Origin of the sequence: Gracilinema caldarium, from assembly GCF_029265695.1 — a bacterium.
In the GTDB taxonomy this organism is placed as follows: Bacteria; Spirochaetota; Spirochaetia; order Treponematales; family Breznakiellaceae; genus Gracilinema; species Gracilinema caldarium_A.
On the sequence record NZ_JAJUHW010000018.1, the window covers coordinates 36,564 to 53,721 of the forward strand.

The 17,158-nt window shown below is 47.4% G+C and carries 14 protein-coding genes; 11 read left to right on the plus strand and 3 right to left on the minus strand.

All coding sequences use genetic code 11. The features are described from left to right. Positions 1 to 16 precede the first annotated feature (16 nt). The 4 genes from Q7P68_RS07615 (at position 17) to Q7P68_RS14040 (ending at position 5,507) form a co-directional block, all read left to right on the plus strand. Complete coding sequence (locus tag Q7P68_RS07615) at positions 17 to 1,201, plus strand: sugar ABC transporter permease (protein WP_304224521.1); 1,185 nt, start codon at positions 17 to 19, stop codon at positions 1,199 to 1,201. A gap of 108 nt (positions 1,202 to 1,309) precedes the next feature. Continuing rightward, positions 1,310 to 3,382: a methyl-accepting chemotaxis protein gene (locus Q7P68_RS07620; protein WP_304224522.1), complete on the plus strand. Its 2,073-nt coding sequence runs from the start codon at positions 1,310 to 1,312 to the stop codon at positions 3,380 to 3,382. Positions 3,383 to 3,423: 41 nt separating this feature from the next. Continuing rightward, positions 3,424 to 4,785 carry a sensor histidine kinase gene (locus Q7P68_RS07625; protein WP_304224523.1) on the plus strand — a complete coding sequence of 454 codons (1,362 nt, stop codon included), beginning with the start codon at positions 3,424 to 3,426 and terminating at the stop codon, positions 4,783 to 4,785. Positions 4,786 to 5,099: 314 nt separating this feature from the next. Continuing rightward, positions 5,100 to 5,507: a hypothetical protein gene (locus Q7P68_RS14040; RefSeq protein WP_486187666.1), complete on the plus strand. Its 408-nt coding sequence runs from the start codon at positions 5,100 to 5,102 to the stop codon at positions 5,505 to 5,507. A 67-nt stretch (positions 5,508 to 5,574) separates the two neighbouring features. Here Q7P68_RS14040 and Q7P68_RS07635 read toward each other — a convergent pair whose 3' ends face one another. Continuing rightward, positions 5,575 to 7,065 (minus strand): alpha-amylase domain-containing protein, encoded by a 1,491-nt coding sequence (locus Q7P68_RS07635; RefSeq protein ID WP_304224524.1) that lies wholly within the window; start codon positions 7,063 to 7,065, stop codon positions 5,575 to 5,577. A gap of 379 nt (positions 7,066 to 7,444) precedes the next feature. On the opposite strand from Q7P68_RS07635, the gene Q7P68_RS07640 reads away from it, so the two are divergent. Continuing rightward, positions 7,445 to 7,783 (plus strand): hypothetical protein, encoded by a 339-nt coding sequence (locus tag Q7P68_RS07640; RefSeq protein ID WP_304224526.1) that lies wholly within the window; start codon positions 7,445 to 7,447, stop codon positions 7,781 to 7,783. 74 nt (positions 7,784 to 7,857) lie between these two features. Here Q7P68_RS07640 and Q7P68_RS07645 read toward each other — a convergent pair whose 3' ends face one another. Together Q7P68_RS07645 and Q7P68_RS07650 are read right to left on the minus strand one after the other, a co-directional pair. Continuing rightward, positions 7,858 to 8,577: a response regulator transcription factor gene (locus Q7P68_RS07645; protein WP_304224527.1), complete on the minus strand. Its 720-nt coding sequence runs from the start codon at positions 8,575 to 8,577 to the stop codon at positions 7,858 to 7,860. Further along, entirely contained in the window at positions 8,564 to 10,276 is a 1,713-nt protein-coding gene (locus Q7P68_RS07650) for a sensor histidine kinase (RefSeq protein WP_304224528.1), read from the minus strand. Before Q7P68_RS07650 ends, Q7P68_RS07645 begins: the two co-directional genes overlap by 14 nt. A 151-nt stretch (positions 10,277 to 10,427) precedes the next feature. On the opposite strand from Q7P68_RS07650, the gene Q7P68_RS07655 reads away from it, so the two are divergent. The 6 genes from Q7P68_RS07655 to Q7P68_RS07680 all read left to right on the plus strand — a co-directional run. Beyond that, positions 10,428 to 11,726 (plus strand): efflux RND transporter periplasmic adaptor subunit, encoded by a 1,299-nt coding sequence (locus Q7P68_RS07655; protein WP_304224530.1) that lies wholly within the window; start codon positions 10,428 to 10,430, stop codon positions 11,724 to 11,726. A gap of 34 nt (positions 11,727 to 11,760) precedes the next feature. Further along, positions 11,761 to 12,450 carry an ABC transporter ATP-binding protein gene (locus Q7P68_RS07660; protein WP_304224532.1) on the plus strand — a complete coding sequence of 230 codons (690 nt, stop codon included), beginning with the start codon at positions 11,761 to 11,763 and terminating at the stop codon, positions 12,448 to 12,450. Continuing rightward, positions 12,438 to 14,000: an ABC transporter permease gene (locus Q7P68_RS07665; RefSeq protein ID WP_304224534.1), complete on the plus strand. Its 1,563-nt coding sequence runs from the start codon at positions 12,438 to 12,440 to the stop codon at positions 13,998 to 14,000. The genes Q7P68_RS07660 and Q7P68_RS07665 overlap by 13 nt, the downstream gene beginning before the upstream one ends. A 14-nt stretch (positions 14,001 to 14,014) precedes the next feature. Continuing rightward, positions 14,015 to 15,316, plus strand: coding sequence for an ABC transporter permease (locus Q7P68_RS07670; protein ID WP_304224536.1), 1,302 nt, complete (start codon positions 14,015 to 14,017; stop codon positions 15,314 to 15,316). A 3-nt stretch (positions 15,317 to 15,319) separates the two neighbouring features. After that, positions 15,320 to 16,654, plus strand: a complete 1,335-nt coding sequence (locus Q7P68_RS07675; protein ID WP_304224537.1) for a TolC family protein — start codon at positions 15,320 to 15,322, stop codon at positions 16,652 to 16,654. Positions 16,655 to 16,936: 282 nt separating this feature from the next. Continuing rightward, positions 16,937 to 17,158 (plus strand): hypothetical protein (locus Q7P68_RS07680; protein ID WP_304224538.1); only part of this gene is annotated, 222 nt, incomplete at its 3' end.

Below are 17,158 nucleotides of genomic sequence, written 5' to 3' on the forward strand. Positions count from 1 at the left end.
GATTTTGGAGGAAAAAATGGCCTATAAAGAAATTAGAACCATGATCCGCAGAAACCTGCGGGAATACGCAATGTATATCGCCCTCGTGGCAATTATGATTATTTTCAGTATTTTTACCAACGGGAATTTTACATCTTCTCGTAACATCGCTAATCTGCTGAACCAGACCGGGTATATCGCGGTTCTTGCGGTTGGTATGACCCTGATTATCGTCATCCGGCACATTGACCTTTCTGTCGGCTTCTTAGCCGGTTTCCTTGGCGCGGTTGCGGCGGTCCTGATGACCCAGGTACACCTTAACGCCTGGTTAACCATACTCCTCGTGTTAGTGCTTGGCGCCGCCGCTGGTTTTGTAACCGGTTTTCCCGTTGCAACCCTGGGGATCCCTGCCTTCGTATCCTCCCTGGCTGGCTGGCTCATTTACCGCGGCGCCCTCATGCTGACCACCGCCGCAACCGGCACGATTATTGTTCCCAACGAGGATTTTAACGCCCTAGGTAACGGCTATATTCCTGAGCTGCTTCCTCTGGATAACCTTCTCCCCGGTCTTCATAAGACGACACTCCTTATCGGGCTTATCGCTATCGTTATTATGATTGTGACCCAATTCTTGGATCGCAAGCGCAAGCAGCAGTACCATTTCGATGTCCTTTCCATGCCCATGTTTATCCTCAAGCTTCTGCTTCTTTCGTTGGTCATCGCATATATCACCTGGATCCTCGCAGGATATAACGGCCTTTCGTGGACATTCGTGATCATGATGCTGGTTGTCTTTGTCTATGATTTCCTTGCCCGCAAGACTGTTTTGGGACGGCACATTTTTGCCGTCGGCGGCAACCCGGAAGCTGCAGAACTTTCCGGCATTAACGTAAAAAAGATTACTCTCTTTGTATTTGCCTCTATGGGGCTCCTTTCAGCATTGGCTGGTATCCTCTTTACTGCCCGGCTCAAATCCGCCACTCCCCAGGCAGGCACCCTGTTTGAACTGGACGCAATTGCAGCCTGCTATATAGGCGGTGTATCCGCTGCCGGCGGTATCGGATCTATTACTGGTTCCCTTGTCGGTGCCCTGGTGTACATGTCCCTCATGAACGGCATGAACCTCATGGGAACCGATATATCCTTGCAGTACATTATCCGCGGTCTTGTTTTGGTGGGCGCCGTTATCTTTGATGTCACTTCCCGGAAACGAAAGGCATAATGTGTTAGAGATAATGTAAATAATAAATATAATAGAAAAAATATGCTTCTAGTGATATAATAAAAGGGCTGTCTGATGAGGCAGCCCTTTGTTGTAAGGGGGTAAGTGATGAAGCAAACAATCCGATTAAAAATGATTTTTAGTTTCGGGTTATTGGCCATACTTATCCTGAGTACCATAACCTTCGTTATTAGTCTTCGAATTGGCTCTGATGTCCAGCGGATTTCTCAGGACGATATTCTTCAGCTTTCGCAGGCAAAAGCTGAAGTTTTGAACAGGCAAATCGAACAGCTCCGCTGGGAACTGAGCATCCTTGCTTCAGTTTATCCTATTAATGAAAAAGACAGCATGGAGGTGTTGCAAAAACTTCGCCGTCAGGTTTCCGAGGAAGTCCTGGGGGTATTTTATACAACTGCCGATGGCACTACTTATACGGATCTTCGGTCAACATATTCATCAAAAAATAATGATTTCTATAAAAAAATTGTACAGGGAACCGACTTTGTCATCGGAAAGCCGGAAATATCACAGAATTGGGGTATCCCCATAGTTGTATTGGCAAAGGGGATACGTGATCCTAACGGACAGTTAAACGGTATCCTTGGTTTTCAAATTAAGCTTTCTACTCTTTCTAGTATTACTGAACGAATCAAGGTAAATAAAAGCGGCTTTGGCTGGCTTGTGGATCAGGATGGGCTTGTACTTGCCCATCCGGACGAAAGCATTGTCATGGATATGCAAATCCAGGATGCGGATTCAAGAGGGTACAAAGGTCTTGGGGCGCTCAGTTCCCGTATCCTTACTACAGAAGCTGGTTTTGGATCCTATACGGATAATTGGAAGAAATCTTATGTATGTTTTTTTTCCAAAGTTCATGAAGTTTCCCAATGGAAACTGGTTATTTCGGTTCCCACCTATGAATTGAATAAACCTATACGGGATCTTTTTATTTTTATCATAGCCCTTTCTGTACTAGCGCTCTTTTTTACCATCTTGGTATCATTGCTCATAGCTCGTTCTATTACAAAACATTTGCAGAAAACGGTCTTTACCTTTCAGGCTCTTGCCCAGGGGGATGCGGATTTAACGAAGCGTATCTCTGTGCCTGGATCTGATGAAGTAGCCGATCTCGTGAGCAGCTTTAATGCATTTATAGAGAAACTGCACGCCTTGGTGACAAGCCTCAAGCAAACGCAGCAAGAATTGTCGTTAGTTGGAAAAAATCTGGAAAACGAAAGCTTACAGGCTAAAAATACGGCAGAAAAAATAATCAATACGGTTGTAATGGTCCAAAATAAATCGGAAGATCAGGTTCAAAGTACCGATCAGGCTTCCGATGCAGCAGGACAGATAACACAATCTATAGAAGACCTTAATGCAATCATTAAGACCCAGGCCGAGAGTATAGGTCAGGCTTCATCGGCTGTAGAAGAAATGATTGGCAACATTGGTTCAGTGACCGCCTCTGTGGAAAAAATGGCGCAGCAATTCGAAGAGATCAACAGGGCCTCGGGTCTTGGTTCGGAAGCCCAGCAGGATGTGGTCGATCGGATCAGTCAGGTTGCGAACCAATCTCGGGCGCTGATAGAAGCTAACGAAGCGATTGCGGCCATTGCGAGTCAGACAAATCTGCTTGCCATGAACGCTGCCATAGAAGCGGCTCATGCGGGTGAGCTCGGCAAAGGTTTTTCAGTTGTGGCTGATGAAATACGCCGTCTTGCGGAGACCGCAAGCGAACAGTCCAGGACGATTGGTGCAAATTTGGCTTCCATGGGGGCCGAAATAGAGGGCGTTGTGTCGTCCTCCCAGGCCTCTGTTCAAACCTTTGGGAGTTTGTTGAATCATATTGAAGCCACTGGTTCATTGGTATTGGAAATAAAGCATGCGATGGAGGAACAAAACACCGGTTCCTCCCAAATTCTAGAGGCTCTAAAAAACATGAATGATATTACCGACCAGGTTCAGCGGGCCTCAGGAGAAATGGCATCCAGTATATTGGTAGTACGGGATGAAATTGAAAGCCTCCATGAAAGTGCCCATGATATACAAGACCTCATGGATGTTATCGTTTCTGAAGTCAAAGAAATAGAAGGCACTACAGGGGTGGTGCTCGATTCTTCCGATAGGACTGGAAAAATCATCTCCACTATGGAAAGCTATATCGGCCGGTTTAAGGTATAAGTTATTGGCTTTTTTTTGAGTTCTCTACTATCTTTTTTAGTATGAATGCAGTTCCGCATGAACGGCCTTCTTTACTTAAAGAAGTATCCTTTTCCGTATTTAAGGTCTTTTTTGCAATGCTTCTTTGCATAAGTCTGGGATGGTCTGTTTTTGCGTTTTTTTCAGTCAGGAACGCTGTTCATGTAGAAGATCAGTATATCACCACGATTTTTAGGACATCCCTTAATGAAGCCCTTTGGGAAATGGACTCTCAAAAAATCAGAGAACTTGCACAGCTTATTGTATCGAATACTTCTTTGTCATCCCTGGAAATCATTGATGAAGAAGGAATTCTTCTTTTTTCTTATAGCAAAAATCAAATAAAATTGTTCGGCTATAGTGTGCAATCCCGATTTGAGCATATCAAAAACGGTTATAAAATAGGTGAAAGCCGGTACTCGCTTGACTATATACTCATAATAAAAGGAATTGCAGGCGGTTTTTTATTTTTTTTAGGAGCCGTTTTGTTCATTTTTTTCTTTATGCAATTTTTCTTAAGAAATATCCTCAAGCATAAGCTGCAGGATCCCCTGGACGAAATTGCCCAGCTCATTTCAACTTATGGAGTATTAACCACCGAGATAAAAGAGGAAGACGAAACAAGGATACTATTTTCTGACTCGATTCACAAAGGGTATATAGAGTTTGAAGGAATCCGAGGGCTTCTTCTCTCTCTCAGGGATACTATTTTAAACCAATTTAAAGAATTAAAGCGTTCTATCGCCGAACGAGATATACTAATGCGCGAATTAAATCATAGAATTAGAAATAACCTCCAGCTGCTCTCCGCAATTATTAACCAGCAAAGAGCCGCAGCTATAGAAGCAGCTACAGATGAAACTGATATCCTTACCAAGTTATTAGGTCGTATTGACACTATTGCAGAAGCCTACGGTCTTCTTATTGAAACTCGAAGAATTAATGGCATAGAAATGGCGTCGTATATCGCTTCAATTTGCGGTCTCAGCAAGGAAATGACGGGTAACGGTTCAATTACTTGTATCATGGATATACAGCCGATGGTGTTCCCTATCGATTATGCGGTAGCAAGCGGACTCATCATTTTTGAGCTTATCTCCAATGCAGCGGAACATGCCTATGAAGGTGGATCTGGTGCAGTACGTATTACATTGCGGCAAGAGGGAGACCTGATCATCCTTTCAGTTGCTGATCAGGGAAAGGGGTGTCCCTTTACTATAGCTAATCCACCCAACGGAACCCTGGGTTTCCGTTTTGTAGCTGCCTTGAGCAGTCAGATGAAAGCCCTTATTCATGAATCATCGAAAAATGGCTTCGAAGTTGTTTTGGAGATGAAAAGAAAAGAAATAGAAGATTCGCTCAAACGGGAAATCTATTCGCGATGAAAATGCGTTCAATAATTATTTTTTATATCTTGCTTGCAACTCTGCTTACTGCACAGGGGGAGAACACTTTAAACTTTGCTATCGGCGAATGGAATCCCCATACAGGAACAAGTCTGCCAGAATATGGATTTGTAACCGCTGTTGTCCGCAAAGCATGTTTAGAAGCAGGATTGTCTCCGACATTCTATTTTTTCCCTTGGCCTCGGGCAGAGTATCTTGTTCAAAAGGGCGATTTTTTCGCAACCTTTCCATACCTTCAGATACCGGAACGGGAAGATTTTTTTTATTTTTCGGACCCCTTATTTATTTCAAAATTGATAATAGTCCGAAATAAAGACTCTAAAAGAACCGCAGAATTTAAATATTCAGGGAGAATAGAGGAGTTAAAGTCCTATCGAATCGGCACTACTGCGGGGACCAAAGCGGTTGTTGTACCACTTCGCAGCAGAGGTATTCTGGTAGAAGAATCTGCCAGTCTAGATTTTGCATTGAAAAAGCTTGCGAAAGGAAGACTCGATTTTGTTATAGATGAATATAAGGTAATTTTGGATGCCTCTAAAAATTTGTTCCGCGGTCAAGAAAATCCAATTGATATAATTGAAAAACCTTTTGCTGAAAATTTGGAATATTGTCTCATGGTTTCCAAAGCCTATCCAAATGCACAGGTCCTTTTGAAGCGTTTTAATGAAGGCTTAAGAAAAGTATTGGGTCAAGAAAAATAAAGGCTGACCACATACGTGAGCCAGCCAAACCGACGCCGGTTCTTATGAACCGGCGAAATTACATCAATTATAGTCCATCGACAGAGTAAACCGCATAGCCCCGAGGTGGAGCCCACACCTCTACCCAGCCGTTGCTGTCGCAGTATTTCGTCTGGGGTTGGTAATTTTGGCCACTGACCGGAGAATACCAGGCATATACCTTAAGATTTTTATTCTTTAAATAATTATTTCCTGTCTGCACCCAAGAACCTTTCCAGCTTGTGGGATGGTCATTGATAATAACGATGTAACCAGGAGAACTAGTTGAAGTCCCATAGCTGCCATAAATGAGCATGTCACCATCATTGGTTTTAAGATTTTGTATAGTTGGTGCTCCAGAAGCTAGTTTCCCTCTGACCCAGACCAATTGTTTAATACCATTACCCCACTGGCCGCCTAGGTTGCTCAGTCCATAATTGTAATAATCTTTCCACCAGATACAGGGGTAACCCTGGTATGTAAGTATGAACGCATAAGCCATCATTTTATCTGTGTAAATTTCGTCTGTGTCGTGGTTCCCAACAAAAGTGACAGCCCTCATGGGATTCTTGGCTGCGAAGGACTTACTATAATCGACCAGATTGGGCAAATATCCGCCACCGCTGGTATTATTGCAGATATCCTTCATGGTGTAATAGAGGGCAAAATCAAATGCAGAAGCATTGGCTTCATTGGTCCACCAGTTCAAAGTATCGGTATTCGCATCCCAATATTCGCCGACTGAGAAAGCTCCGCCAGTAGCGGCTTTCATGTCTTTTATTACCCACGGTTCAAGACCTTTAACATAGTCAAAACGCCACTGGGTAAAGCCCGCATTGGTGGTACTCATCAACCAGTTCATCCATGCCTTCTGATCATTGTATGCAGAGCCAGATACAAAACAGACATCAGGGAACCCTGCAAATGCACCGGGATCGCTGGAACAATAATTATTGGGATGGAAGGAATCCCAATGCCATTTATTCTTTCCTGAGGCAACTGCAGAAAAGTCTGTCCATGTATTGGCACCAGTTTTAGGATTAAATTCGCTATTTCCTCCAGATCGGTGGTTCAAAACTATATCAGCCATACTGGCGATACCGTAACTTTTAAAAGCTGCAATAGTACTCTTTAATTCCGCCTGTGAACCGAAGCGGGTTTCGATAGATCCTTTTTGATTGTATTGGCCGAGATCGTAATAATCGAATGGATCGTAGCCCATGGAATAGGCTCCATTGTCAGCCTTGGAAGGTGGCGGGAACCATATCGCATCAATACCATAGCCGCCAGCCATATTGGCAAGTTCCGCAGCCTTGCTTTTCATGGTGTTATACCAGGTACCCCCTGCAGGGACGTCCCAATAAAAGCCCTGCATCATGACCCCAGATTTACCGGTTATGGAACGGGCTATGCCGGTATCATTAGTGCCAGCCTGATCATTCTGGCTCGATCCAAAAAACTGTGTGTCACATCCTGAGAACAGTAGTAAAAGGCTTGCTGCAACAGCAAGCACAATACTAAATCTCATACCCCTTTTCATGTGATCCTCCTTACTTTGATTTTTATCCGCCCCAGCGAAATTGATACGAATAGAATTACAATGGAGATAATAGAGTTTGTGTAGATAATCTATGTCGTATATAAAAATGGTAAACCTACTCTAAAAATCTGTCAACAAAAATCTAAACCGTTTTATGTTACATTATTAAAAATATCTATATATGTATTAAATGATATAAAACACCTGTTTTATTTATTGGGATTCATATGTTATTATATTATAATATAATAAAGAGAATAAAAATTTATTGATGAGTATGGTATTAGCGACATCTTATTATATAGTTTGTATTTGATATAATGAGTATTGTTTATCTGGTTTACCGTTTTAGTATTATATATGTACTGAGGGTTGTGCAGTGGAAGAGCTATGGCTCGTATCGGCAGAAAAATTGTTATATACCCGTGAGGATGGCCGCCTTATTATTGCTGCACAGCTCAAAGTTGTGACCCAAGTAAAGAATCTTAGTTATGAAAAACGTGTTGGCCTTCGATATAGTATGGATCAATTCGAACATTATGTTGATATGATTGGTCAATGGAGCCGGCAAGTAAACAATGAGATCGATGAGTTTGTTGTTCTAAGCCGTGCCGATATTCCCCCCGGAGTTCTGGTACAGTACTCTCTGTTTTACCAGGTAGAAAACATTACTTATTGGGATCCTCCTGATGGGACTTTTTATTCAATCCAGCTGTAAGTGTAGTGTATCCAATACCAAGAGAAATATAAGCAAGTGTTACCCGTTACCTGAACAAACTATATAGCCTCCGTTCAGGGCACAAAGCGGTACCCTAGACCGCGGACTGTCTGGATATGGTAGGGGGCCGGCTCGGTATCTCCGATTTTTTTGCGAAGCCAGGCAATATGAACATCCACCGTGCGGGTTGTAGTTTCGGTCCCATAGCCCCAGACTGCATCGAGGAGCTTGTCCCGGGAAATGATTTGTCCTGGGTGTCGGGTAAGGAAGGCGAGCAGCTTGTATTCCTGGGCAGAGAGACTCTGTATTGTACCTGAATGTTCCACCGTACCGGTCTGGAAATCCACCGTAAAATGGGTGTACCGTTCGGTTCCCCGAGATCTCTCAGAAGGAGTCCCGCCTATTGGCCCTTCCTCCTGGGGCTGGGCTCGTCGCAGCAGCGCTTCTATACGGGCAAGCAGTTCGTTCATATCAAAGGGTTTACAGAGATAGTCGTCGGCTCCTAATTTTAGCCCTAATACCCGGTCGATAACCTGGCTCCGGGCGGTAAGCATAAGGATGGGCAGCTTATAACCGAGAGCCCGCAGGTCACGGCAGATATCAAAGCCCCCTTTGCCGGGAAGCATCACATCTAAAATAATAAGATCATAGGAGCCGTTTTTTGCCTTTTCAAAACCAGCTGTTCCATCACTGGCGGTATCGCAATGATAGCCTTCGGCGGTAAGCCGGTCTGAAATGGTCAATACCAGGCCCGGCTCATCTTCCACAAGGAGAATAGAGCTAGTCTTTCCCATGTCCAGTCTCCTTATGTAAAGGCAGTTTGATGATAAACAGGGCCCCCAGATCTCCCATGCTCTCGCAGGAAATGGTTCCCCCATGGGTTTCGATAATCCGGCGCACAACATTAAGGCCGAGCCCGCTGCCGGGGACCTGGTTTTCCCTTGCCTGGACGCCGCGGTAAAAGGCCTCAAACACCTGTTTTCGTTCCTGCCGCGGAATACCGGGACCATGGTCGCGGACCGCAATAATAGCCCATTTGTTTTGTTCCTGCCGAATATCTATTCCTAAAAAAGCTCCGTCCCTGGCATGTTTGAGCGCATTGTTCACCAAATTGCCCAGGGCAAGACCAAGGGTTTGTTCGTCTCCCCTCACAAACAAGCTTTCCGGGGCTATTACTTCGACTCGGAATTCAGCTTCCGCAAGGGCTGATTCATATTGCTGCAATACCATGTTGATGAGCTTCCGTAAGTCCAATGGTGCAAGTTCTAGTTGCTTGTGGCTCGAAAGCCGTGAATAAATGAGGAGCCGGTCCACCATGGTGGCTAATTTGTTGCTTTCTCCCATAATCATGGCGCCGTACTTCCTAGCCCTTTCCGGCTCAGCGACGATGCCCGAGGCCAGGTTGTCCGCCGCTGCTTTAATGACCGCCACCGGAGTTTTAAGTTCATGGGTTACGGTGGCGATAAAATCCTGCTGACGCTCTGCCAATTCCTGGTTTCTCCGGACTGCTATGGTAAGCGCAAGTATGGCCAGGGCAAGCAAAAGAAAGGTTCCCATACTAAGTATGGTATTTCGGAGCATGATAGTATTTACCACCGCCTTGAGGGACCCCGATTTATGAACCGCCTCGAGCACCCATCGAGCCCCTTCGATACGGTCTCGCTGTTCTGGCGGTCTTGGTTCTGAAAAACCTTCAGCAGCCAGGTCGGGATTCTTCTGGGTTGCCGCGTACTGACGCCTGAGCTGCAGTATAGTCATGGCTGGTACGGTATCAAAATTGGGATCCCTATTTTCCGGCAGTCTGCTAAAGGTAAACAAAAAATCTGGCCGCAAGAGAGGATACCGAATATCGGGATTGTCAAAGATTCCATCGGGAATACTGATTGAGGATTCGTACACTACAGTTTGGTTTACCCGGTCGATCACTCTAAAATAGTAGTCGTTTTTGCCGAATAAAAATTGTTCTGCCAGCGGTGGAATTAATTTTTTGCTTAATACATCGTTGTTAAATTTAATAACCAATTTGTACCGATTTGCTGTGTTCCCTGGCCGCAGGGGAAAGACAAAAAGACCGGAATCTTCGATCTTAAAGGCAACACGTTCAAAAGCTGTTTCTTCCCATTGCCAGGCGGTTGAGGTTATATCAAAGCGCCCTTCATCAACTATAATATAGAGCTCTGAAATGATGTCCGGACTTTGTGCATAGGTTTTCCAGGCAGTCCAACGTTTTTCGAATTCTTCAAAGTCTCCCCGGCTGAGAATGTAGGCCATTTCATCACAGTCGAAATCAAAAAGAACAGGGATGACGGCAATTTCGTTTTGAATGGCGTTTCCCAGCTGGTTCGCCGTAGAATGCAGGGCCTGTACTAGCCGGTACCGTTCCCGGACTCCAAGATCCCTAATCCACCTGATCTGGTTTACCGCAAGAAAGAGTAACAGGGGTATCATTGCGGCGGTCAGTACTATAGACCAGTAACGCTTAAAAAACTTCATATTATTATTGTAACAAAGAGCCCCGTTTCCTGTCATAACTGGGCTTCCTGAGATCGCATCTTTTTACAATTTTAACATAAGGTTTTACACACTCTTAACCACAGCAGCTTCGTTATGCAGTACGTTTAGCCTGTCGAAGGAGAAAAATGCTATGCCAAATACAAGTCCTATTTTTCAGAATGGTCCAGAGACGACAAAAAAACAGACGGTCTCTTGGCTGCTTGTGGCGGGACTCATTGTGGTGATAGGAATCGCCGCTTTGGGTCTCAGTACCCTTTTATCTGCCAAACCCCAGAACAGCACTGCGGTCGTTAAGGCCACATCCCAGGCGGTGGTGGAAAAAAAGACCATCCGGGATATCGTGTCAGTATCAGGCGTCCTTGAACTTGCAAAAAAAGAAATTATTACCTCCCCCGGTGACGGTGTAGTTACCCAGGTATATGTACAGGAAGGTGACCAGGTTGCTCCGGGGCAGGTCTTGCTGCAGATCGGTGTCTCTGATCTGGAGTCCCAGCTCCAGAGCAAACAGCTGTCCTTAGAAAAGTTGAACCGTCAGATTGAACAAGCCACGGTTACCCAGCAATACAGCCGTAAACAACGAGCAATCGAGATCGATGCCGCATCCAGGGCTGTCGATGATGCCCAGCGGGAGCTGGATAAGGTTCAGGCTCTTAAGGGTAAAAACCTTGCCTCAGACCAGGAAGTTCTGGCAGCCCAGCTCAAGCTGCAGAGCGCCAAGGATACGCTGGTAAAAGCCCAGATAAACCAGGACCAGGCGGAGGCTTCCTATCAGCTTGATATGAAAAACTCCCAGGCCGACCGGACTATTTTGGAAAAGGACATTAAGGACCTTAAGGACAAGATCGCTGCCTATACGGTCCGCACCAGCCGGGGCGGCACGGTCTACAGTGTATCAGTGGAGGCCGGAGGCACGGTCAGTAATTACAAGGAACTGGCGGTTGTGGCCAATCCTGCCGACAGCCGTGCCGCCCTCGATGTGCCGGAGACCCGGATAAGCTCCGTAACAAAGGGGCAAGCAGTGACTGTTTACGTAGGGGAGAATGCCTACGCGGCCACCGTAGATACCATTGCACCCTCGGCGACCAGTTCATCAAGCTCATCGGGCTCGGTGGTTAAAGTAACTGCCGTGTTCAAGACGAAGCCCGAAAAACCCACCATCGGGGCTTCCGTATCGGGCGAAATTGTGGCTGGTACCTTGCAGGATGCACTCGTACTGCCCCGGGGACCATATCTATCCAGCGGAAACTATTCCACCGTTTATGTGGTATCCGGCGGGGTAGCAAAAAAGCAGACCGTTAAATTCGGTGTTGCTGACGGTTCTTATATTCAGGTTGTTTCGGGACTTAAAGAGGGGGACCGGGTCATTATTTCTGACTACCGGGACTTTATCCATCTCGATTCATTCACCGTCGATGAGTCGGCTAAATAATTTTAACTAAATCATTTTATAGCAAGGAGTATGTATGCTGCAATTAACGAATATAACTAAGGCTTGGAACACTGGCACAGGCCAGATCGTGGGATTAAAGGACATTAATCTGGAAATTAAACGGGGCGAATTTGTGACTATAATGGGGCCCTCTGGGTCTGGAAAATCAACGCTGCTTCAGATTATTGGTCTTCTTGATATGCCGACCTCCGGGGTGTACAGCATCGAGGGCCGGGATGTGATGGGGCTCCGGGATGCAGACCTGGCTCGGATACGAAACCGCCACTTTGGTTTTGTATTCCAAAAATTCCATCTGCTGCCTGAGCTGACGAGCCTCGAAAATGTAATGCTCCCCATGGGGTATGCGGGGGTTCCCTTAGCCCAGCGTAAGATTCGGGCACAGGAATTGCTTAATAGGATGGGACTATCCCATAGGCTCCACGCGCGGCCTACTACCCTGTCGGGAGGTGAACAGCAGCGGGTGGCTATTGCGCGCTCACTGGCAAACGATCCGGGCTTCCTTTTGGCGGACGAACCGACGGGAAACCTGCCCTCTGACCAGGGAGCGGAAATTATGGAAATTCTCCATGCCCTTAATAAGGAAGGCATGACGGTTATTATGGTTACCCACGACGAAAAACTCGGTGCCCAAGGGACCCGGACAGTACGACTTAAAGACGGTCTTATTGAGCAGATTGTGGAGCGTGAGCCATGGACAAAATAATGTTAAGCTGGCGACAGATCCGGATTCACTGGGTCGATTCGCTTTTAGCGGTGCTGGGAATTGCACTGGCAACCGCTATACTTGCGGCGGTAATATCCTTAATAGGTTCTTATAATACTGTTTTTGATCGTTTTACCCAGCAGCCCCAGGCCCGGCAGATTACGGTTCGCGGTGTTTTCCAGGCCATGGGATCCGGTGAAGCTGCGGTCAGGGTCGATGCGGCTTCGAGCGAACCGGTACGGTTCAATCTGCAGGATGTCCCCAAAATATTGGAGGATAATCCTGACATTGTGGCCTCTTACCAGGCCCGGTATATGCGGTTTACCACCACCTCTGTTGCGGGTGGTGGATTCTTCGGCGGTGCTGGACCTGGTGCTGGTACCGGTGCGGCTTTATTCGCCGGTGCCGCTTCTAGCGGTACTGCGCCTGGCGGCACCTCGGCTGGCGGTGCTATGGCTGCTGCAAGCAGCACTGCGCAAGCCAGCAGGACCAGCCCTACTCAAGCCAGTGGAGCAAGTTCTGGACAAGCCGGCGGCCCCGGGTCTGCTGGAGCCGGACAGGCCGGCGGACCCGGGCCGGGTGGGGACTTCGGTCCGCCTGAGATCATGGGTTTTGCTCAAGAAACCACAAGCCAGGCTGTCGATACGCCCCTGCTTGAGCAGGTTCAGGGCTATATGGCCAGTGCTTCCTTCTTTACGGCCTATGAACTTACTGCCAAGGAAGGCATCCTTTTTGATGACCGGGATGTGAGCCAGGGCAATGCGGTGGCAGTGGTCGGTTCGGAACTGGCTAAAAAGCTCTATGCGGATCAGCAGGTCCTGAATAAAAAGATTCGCCTGAATGGCCGCATCTATACCATAGTCGGTGTGCTTGCGCCCTATGCGTACAGCACCGAAGGTCTTGCTGCTTCTTTTGATGAGCTTGTGTTTGTGCCGACCCGGGAAGGCATAGCCCGGACCGGAGCGGGGGCCAATGCAACCTTTTTTGGCAGAGTAGGGGAGCTGTCCTTTACGGCGCGGAAAGGGGCTGACCTGGCCGCCGCGGCTCGAAAACTCGAAGCCTCCTTTACCCGCATTTACGGTGAGGACAAAGCTGTAGCGCAAACCCAGATTAGCCAGATAAAGAAAGATCTGGATAAACGGCTAAAAATCCTGTCCCTTTTGGCCTTAATGGCCAGCGCAGTTGGTGTTGCGGCGGCCATCAATATCTTCAATTTGATGATCGGCCGGGTTTCCCGCAGGACCCGTTCTATCGCGATTCAACGGTCCCTGGGAGCTACCTCTAAAAGTATGCTGGGGCAAACCCTTATCGAAACGCTGCTGCTTGGAGCAAGCGGAGCTGTTTTAGGCTTTGCTGCATCCTTCCCCCTCGCGAGTACCCTGCAGGGTATACTGGAAAAAAGTCAGCTCCGCGGTATGGTGCTGCCCCAGCGGCTCGATCTCGCCCTAGGGGTGTCGGTTCTGGCAGTCATTGTTGCCTGTATCTTTGCAATTCCTGCGGCCCTTGCGGCGGCCAATACGGATATTGTTGATGCGCTTCGCGAAGAATAATAAGGAATACCTGTATGAAATTATCTGTTAAGTTATCGGGCCATGCATTCCGCCGGTTTTTACTGGTCCTTGTGGTAACGGTAGGGACCGCAGCTTTGGCTGTATCTTATGCTATATCAGCCCAGCTTGATCGGCTCGTTACCGTAGCGGTCCAAGGCGGGGGCCGGCGGGTCATTATTGCAAACGCTAATCTCAGTGCCGATTCCTCCCTGGATTGGCAGTCACCACTCATACTGAGCCCTCAAGACAAGCAGACCCTTTTGGATGCAAATGTGGGGCTCAAAGCCGTTTCCATTATTAATGAATTACCCTGGCGACAGATCGAAGTAGCCGGAACTGCCTACCGGCCAGGCACGGTACTCGGAGCCGACGACCAGTATGCGGATATCATGGGTCTACGCTTTGCAGCGGGGAGTTTCTTTTCAGGATCCGATGTGAGTGGCCGCGCTCGTGTGGCTGTCCTTTCTGAACGGGCTGCCAAGCTACTCTATGGCTCAAGCCAAGACGCGGTCGGCAAGACCTTCCGGGGAGACCGCAATATTTTTGTACAACGGCAGGTAAGCGGCGCTCCCAGCAGGGCCGAATCATCCTACGATTCATATACGGTAGTCGGTGTATTCAAGGATGTAACCGCCTTTGAGCGGGATGTTTACGGTGTTCCCGATTATATCGTTCCCTATACAGTTATGTTCCCTGCCGATATGCCCATCCTCCCCTTTGCGCGGACCTTTGTAGGCCGGACCGTGGATGTGCGGCCCTTGGAAGGTATCACCGCGGGTCTCAGAAGTTATTTGAGCCAGGTAAAAAAACTTGATACGGTAAAAATCGCCGTCTGGGAAGGATCTATCGATCGGGGAGGGGCATCGTCGGTTGAACAGGTTCGTTCCACGCTCCAGGGCCTTTCGTTAATCACCGAACTATTTGGTTTTGCCATATTGATAGTGGCAGCCTTTGGTGTGGTGTCCAGCATGATGGCCGAAGCAGCGGAACGCCGCCGTGAAATGGCCATTAAGCGTGCCATTGGCAACACGGTGTTAAAGGTCACACTGGAACTGATATTGAATGGTCTCAAACTGACCGCTTTGGGGGGACTTGCCGGTTTTATCATATCCCTCTTTATTCATGGCTTTAGCAAGGACCTGCTAAGCCCCTTCCTTGAGGCCTTGCAGATGAACGGCACGGATCTAACCGCTTCTGTGTTTGAACCAAGAAGCCTCCTTGCGCCGATTGTGGCTGTCCTCCTTTCGGGCCTCTTCTCTTTCCTTCCGGCCATGAAGTCCGCTTCAGAGCCCATTGTAGATGGTCTAAAGGAGTAAGGTATGAATCAACATAAGCGGTTTGTTCCCCTCCTTGTATTGCTCTGTCTTGCCTTTTCTGGGCTGGGCCAGCACCTCTTTGCCTATGACAGCTTGGATGAGGTGGTTTCTCTGGCCCTCTCGAATAATCTGGATGTGGCGGCGGCGGCGATTAAACTAAAAAACAGTGCCGCTTCTCTCGCGTCGGAACCTGCCTGGCGTTCCAGTTCTGTTAGCCTTTCGGCTAATACAGGCGGTTCCTTTGGCGCTGTCCCAACTGGTCCTGCTTCTTCCGCAGGAGCAAACGGTACAAGCTATGGGGCATCCCTGTCGGTCCCCCTGGCAGACTGGTTTTCCTTGGGAGCCACAGGGACGATTAAAAGCGACGGAACTATAGCTTCGACCATTTCGGCGACTTTGAGTCCCCTTTCTGGTCAACCATCTAAGGCAGCAATTGATAACCTTTCGAGCCTTCAGTCTTATCGCAGTACGCTCCGCGCCGCGGTACTCCAGTTCCGCAGTACGGTTCGCAGTCTTGTGGTCAGCAAGGCTGAGGTGGCTTACAAAAAGGCAGCCTTGGATGCGGCGCAGGCAAAATATGACCAGTCCCAGGTTCTGATGAGCCGGGGCGAGGCATCCCAGACGGATGTTTTGGATGCTATGGCTAACTTGACCCAGGCTCGGTTGGATTATGAAACCGCATCAGCAAATTATGAGAGTATTCATCAATCTTTAGCAATGAGCCTTGGCATTCCTACAGGTGATTTACCGGACTTTGAACAGCTCCTTAAAGCAGAAGGTGATGTCCCTGCTCTTGAATCCGCTGCGCTGCTAGAAAAATCTACCTATCTAGCAATAAGCGATACCTATGTCAAAGCCAAACTGGATGCGGAATCGAGCAAAATTGATGCACAGACGGCCCAACCGAAGCCGGATATTACCATAAAAGGTGATTTTTCTCCCTCATCAAACACCTGGTCTGCTCAAGCTATGGTAAAGCTGCCCCTGGATCTAGTGTTTCGGGAAAAGGCGGCTCTTGCTCAAGAGACAGCCGTACTCAAACAAAAACAAGCAGACCGGACAGGGGAGACTGTAGCCTTAGAATATGAGCAAAAAGTAAGGGAGTTAAACCGGCTCTATGAAAGCTGGAAAAAGACTGCCACTTCCTATAATTCTGCCCAGCTTGTCTACGACCAAATGGAAATACTCGCTTCATTGGGGCAGAAGTCGCGCCTCGATCTCTCATCTGCCCAGGCTGAGCTCCTGCGTTCAGCCTGGCAGCTCGCGAGCGCGGAAAAATCTTACCGGGACGCTTTGGAAGCCCTTTCGCAGCGGTATGTCTTTACAGATGAAAAATAGGGGTTACAAGAGCCTGTTACCCTTTATGTAAAAATATATATTTTACCGGGACTGCTCTTAATGATTGCTGTTTAAGAAGCAGTTCCGGTTTATTTCGCCCAACATTGTCAGTATTCGTCTAAAATGTCGAATTGTCTTTAATATCTCCAAAAAGATAATTTTTTACAATTTTGTAAAACGTTCCGATATAATAAATAATCTAAAAATGAAAATTTTGTTAGCAATAAGTTAGTTGGCATAATATTTGCTAATTTTTTAAAAGGTGTCTTTTTGGGGGAATATATGCGTTCATTAAAGCTTTCTGTTGTCAGTACTCTGGCCGCTCTGGTCCTCAGCCTTTCAGGCTGTGATCTCTTTACCGCCGGTCTCGGTGCTAAGGTAGACTTAAGTCCGCCGGTTGCCAAAATTCTGTCGCCGGTGCCGAACACTTATGTGAATAGTGCTGAGTTTACGGTAACTGGAACAGCGAGCGATGATAGCGGAAACCCTTCACTGACCATACGG